Here is a 4,497-nt window from a genome sequence, read left to right as displayed (position 1 = left end):
ATTTGTGCTGAGGCACAGGAAAGCCCGATTCGAAAGAGTCGGGCTTTTTATTAAAGCTTTAATTTTTTAAATTGTTTTAAAAGTAAATTAAACAATTAAAGTTTTTGTTTAACGACAATAGCGCTGTGGTCCCACCTGATTCCATTCCGAACTCAGAAGTGAAACGCAGTAGCGCCGATGGTAGTGTGGGAGTTCCCATGTGAGAGTAGGACATTGTTAGACACCTAATTTGTCTATTAGTGAAACGCAGTAGCGCCGATGGTAGTGTGACTTATGTTACAAAAAGACCCATGTGAAAGCGCAGCAGGACATTGTTAGACACTTAATTTGTTTATTAGTGAAGCACAGCAATACACTGTTAAACTTATAAATTTTATCAACTTTGTTGATGAAATGGCCCCGTGGAGGGGTTCCCGAGTGGCCAAAGGGATCAGACTGTAAATCTGACGGCTCCGCCTTCGGTGGTTCGAATCCACCTCCCTCCACCATCATTTAAAATTAAATACCAGCAAGTTGCTGGTATTTTTTTTTCATTTTTTTAAATCTTCTATAACCTTCTTCATTCCTTGATATAGTCAGTAATTCCAGTATTAATTTTTTAGCTGTAGAGAAGTTATCTAATCGATAGTTGTCTTCTTCATATGCAGCCAGTAAAACTTGCAATAAGTTAAGTTTAATTGCTTTATGATTAGGGAAAATAACGAGTGCTTCGTTTAGAGACTTAATTGCTTTATCAAACTTTTTCTTTTCAAAGAGTTCCTTACTGATCTCTAACGCCATTTGAGCTTTAGCCGTGTTATTATCGTTAAGCTGTTCGTTTGTTAACTCTCCGATTTTTCCTGAGCCTAATGAGTTATTTGCTTGTTGCTGGTTAACTGAAACTAAAATTTGAGACGCTTTATTCTTTCTGTTTAACTTAGTTAGCGAGTCGGCGATCTTGGTTAAGCTATCTAAATCAATATTTTGACGTTCTTTATCTAATAACGAAATACCCATTTCAACTTTACTTTTAGCAACAATATAATCATGAATATTTTCTAATAAACATGCTGATAATAAATGTGCTTGAATTTTTAACTCTGCACGTTGCGTAGTTTTATTCATACTCGATAGCATTGAAAAGGCTCTATTATTAAGCTTTTTTGCGTCTATTAAGGGTAAGTCAGCTGAATAACCAGCTAAAGATTTAGCGAACATCAGTGCGTTTTCTGGTGTTTGATGAATTGAATTGTGAGCTAAGGAATAGACTTGTTGATATGCATTAGTTGCTTTCTCGTAGTGTTCATTATCAAAGCATAGGTTGGCATATTTTTTCAGCCTACTTACCGAACGTGGGGATAACTTTACTGCTCGCTCTAAAGTCTCTTCTGCATATAAGCAATTTAATTTCTTTTCGTAGGTAGCAGCTAACCAGTCATAACTAGGTAAGTATAATGGTTGTTGTTCAATGATAGCTCTAAATATTGATTCAGCGTCATCAAATCTATTTTCATGTAATGCTATTTTACCAAGACCTATACTTGCCCATTGGCAGTTTGATTCATCTTTATAAGCGTGGTAGATTTTTTCAGCTTGTTGAAACTTCTGTAAGTCAAAATATTGTCTGGATTTTATCCCTAAACATTCTGCTTTATAAAGGGTGTTATTAGCTAAAGAGTCATTTACCAACGAGATAACTAATTCGCTGTCTCCCTCATCAATAGCCTCATAAATAGCAGCCATTTCCTGTTTTTTGGTAATACACTTTTCTATACGTTTTAGTAACTCTTGTAATGAATATGGCTTACATAAGTAACTATCAGGTTTATGTTCAAGTGCTGCTAACACCATGCCTTGAGTAACTTCTGCAGTAATAATTATGACGATACAATGACGTGATATGACCTCACTTATTCGTAGTTCTTCTAAAATTTGTTGGCCATTTTTTTGTTTTTCACCTAAGTCGTACCCTAGTAAAATAATATCGTAATTTTTTTCGAGGCACATTGAGGTTACATCTTGAGCATAATGTGTCGAATCAACTGGCTTGTTGGTTAGCGACATTGCAAACTTTTTTAAAATATCATGGGAAGGTTTTACATGATCAATGATTAAAAAATTTGTATTTTTAAAGTCAATCGTTGACATACCTCTCCTAAAGTTTGCGGCCCCTTAAATGCTTTTAGCGGAAAAATATTATATTGTCTAGTTTAAGTTATAAATACCTGATCATTTAAAGGTGTTAAACTGTCAAAAAATTCAATCTAAACGTATATATGAAATTTTCTTCTTTAGACTTACAAGAACAACTAAAAAATGCTGTTGATGAATTGGGTTATCAGGTAGCCACTGAAATTCAAAAACAAGTTATTCCATTAATACTGGCTAATCATGATGTAATGGCAAGAGCACAGACAGGCACAGGAAAAACAGCGGCTTTTGCTTTACCGCTTTTGAATGGCTTAATAACGAGAAAAGAAACTACAGATGACATTAGTATTTTAGTCCTTGTTCCAACAAGGGAGCTGGCTCAACAAGTAACGTCAAGTTTTAAAAGCTATGGTAAATATTGTCAATTTAATACTGCTAAAGCCTATGGTGGTGTGAGTATCAAAGGTCAGATTGAGCAAGTAAGAGATGGTGTTGACATATTAGTTGCCACCCCTGGTCGTTTGCTTGATCTAATTATTAATGAACATGTTAATTTATCATGTGTAAAGTCTCTGGTATTAGATGAGGCTGACAGATTATTAGATTTAGGCTTCCAAAAGGATATAAAAAAAATATTGGAATATCTACCTAGCCAATATCAATCATTGTTATTTTCAGCAACGTTTGATGATGCAATTTTTTCATTCAGCAAAAATGTGCTTAATGATCCAAAAGTAATAAGTGTTGATAATATTAATACCGTTGCTAATGATATAGAGCAAATTGTTTATACTGTCGACAATGATAGGAAACGTGAACTTACTTCGTATCTAATAGGCTCTAAGAATTGGCAGCAAGTTCTAATCTTTACTAGAACTAAGTCAACAGCTGATGAACTTGCTAAAGAAATGTGTAAAGACGGTATAAAAACATTATCTTTACATGGGGATAAATCTCAAGGAGCTAGAGAGAAGTCATTAGCAGAATTTAAGCAAGGTAAATGTCGAGCATTGGTCGCTACCGATGTTGCAGCTCGTGGGCTCGATATAGTTGACTTAGCTTACGTTATTAATTTTGAATTGCCCTATGTTGCCGAAGATTACGTACATAGAGTTGGGCGTACCGCTCGTGCTGGTAAATCAGGTATGGCTATATCTTTGTTATCTCCGGATGAAGAGTGGTTATTGCAGGCAATCGAAAAGTTACTTGACCATAGATTACTACAGCAGTGGTATCCCGGATATGAACCCGACTTAACTAAAGTATCGAAACCACGAAAGACAGGTGATAAAAAGCGTGCCAGAAAGCATGCACTATCAGATAACAAGAGAAGAACTAAACGCAGAAGGTAGTCTTAATAAGGTAATAAATTATTTAATTTTCATGAGCTACTTTTGCAATATCCTCTGCAGTAGCTCCACCAGCAATCGCTGCTGATTCGGCTTGTTCTTCAGATACACCAGACTTCATAGCGGTTTCAATTATTTCACGGGCTCTATCACCACTTGTTGAGCTAACTGCTGTGCTAACAACTTCTTCGGCATTTTCAGGAAAAAGCTTGATGGCATCACTGACAATATCAACAACTTGATCAGGTAAAGCTTTTATAGCTACAGTAAGGATGTCCAATAACTTTTCAGGGTAGCTGAGCATTGTATCATCAACTACGTTTTTAGCGATAACAGGCTCAGTTAAAATAGCAACGCGCACTATATTTTCGATTTCATTCGGTTTTTGTAAAACAGCAGTGCTGACAATTTCTTTTGCGTAAGCAGGTTCTTCGGTAACTGCAATACTGATGACTTGTGAACTATCTGTAATATTGGCATTTAACATTATTTGCACAACATCAGATGTTAAAGCTGGCTCTGCTCGCAATGCACCAGTCATTATTTGTTTATATTCATGAGGATATTTATTTATGGCAATGTTTAGCACTAGATCTATTTTTTCTGGGTAGTTTTTAAGTAGCGTGCTAACGCTACGTTCAATCGCTACAGAGCTATTAACTTGTCGTTTAACCAGTTGATCAAAAAGATCTGATAGGATTTGCTCTTGTTGAGAAGATATGGGTGAGCTAGCGCTGATATTTGTAGAAAACATAATACTGAAAGTAACGAACAATAAAACTAAATACTTCATGGAGCTTCTCGGTAATTATTAACGTGTTAAATTATCATCCTTGTTTTTATGTACTACAATTGTGTCATTGAGCAGTATAAATGAGTAAATATGCCTTACTCAAAAGCTCATAATTGTAGAACGATTGAATTTATCCTAGTAATTAGTCTGCAAATACATCACTTAGTTCAATTTATATTCGATCAAATAAAAGATCCAAAATAAAGCTTGCGTGAATTTAAAAGA

General features: G+C 35.2%; 3 protein-coding genes, 1 tRNA gene and 1 rRNA gene. 3 read left to right on the top strand and 2 right to left on the bottom strand.

Going from position 1 to position 4,497, the window contains the following annotated elements:
• The first annotated feature begins 107 nt into the window (after window positions 1-107).
• Window positions 108-222: ribosomal RNA gene (rrf, locus tag AC27IF_RS20160) — 5S ribosomal RNA — on the top strand.
• 181 nt (window positions 223-403) lie between these two features.
• Window positions 404-488 (top strand) — tRNA-Tyr (locus AC27IF_RS20155).
• A 10-nt stretch (window positions 489-498) separates the two neighbouring features.
• On the opposite strand, the gene AC27IF_RS20150 is transcribed toward AC27IF_RS20155, so the two are convergent.
• On the bottom strand, window positions 499-2,127 hold the full coding sequence (locus AC27IF_RS20150) for a response regulator (protein ID WP_487056148.1): 1,629 nt from the start codon (window positions 2,125-2,127) through the stop codon (window positions 499-501).
• Between the two features lie 128 nt (window positions 2,128-2,255).
• On the opposite strand from AC27IF_RS20150, the gene AC27IF_RS20145 reads away from it, so the two are divergent.
• The gene (locus AC27IF_RS20145; protein WP_487056147.1) at window positions 2,256-3,482 is read left to right on the top strand and encodes a DEAD/DEAH box helicase; all 1,227 of its coding nucleotides are present in this window, start codon (window positions 2,256-2,258) and stop codon (window positions 3,480-3,482) included.
• A gap of 22 nt (window positions 3,483-3,504) precedes the next feature.
• Here AC27IF_RS20145 and AC27IF_RS20140 read toward each other — a convergent pair whose 3' ends face one another.
• A complete protein-coding gene (locus AC27IF_RS20140) occupies window positions 3,505-4,272 on the bottom strand; it encodes a hypothetical protein (RefSeq protein WP_487056146.1) in 768 nt (255 codons plus the stop codon).
• Window positions 4,273-4,497 lie beyond the last annotated feature (225 nt).

Source organism: Colwellia sp. KS18-150, assembly GCF_057551365.1.
The sequence above is the reverse complement of the archived record's forward strand: the minus strand, read 5'-3'. Positions and strand labels throughout refer to the sequence as shown.

What these genes read in the sequence shown, in the direction of transcription:
- AC27IF_RS20140 (WP_487056146.1), bottom strand. Translation starts at nt 4,272, where the DNA reads ATGAAGTATTTAGTTTTATTGTTCGTTACTTTCAGTATTATGTTTTCT.
- AC27IF_RS20145 (WP_487056147.1), top strand. Translation starts at nt 2,256, where the DNA reads ATGAAATTTTCTTCTTTAGACTTACAAGAACAACTAAAAAATGCTGTT.
- AC27IF_RS20150 (WP_487056148.1), bottom strand. Translation starts at nt 2,127, where the DNA reads ATGTCAACGATTGACTTTAAAAATACAAATTTTTTAATCATTGATCAT.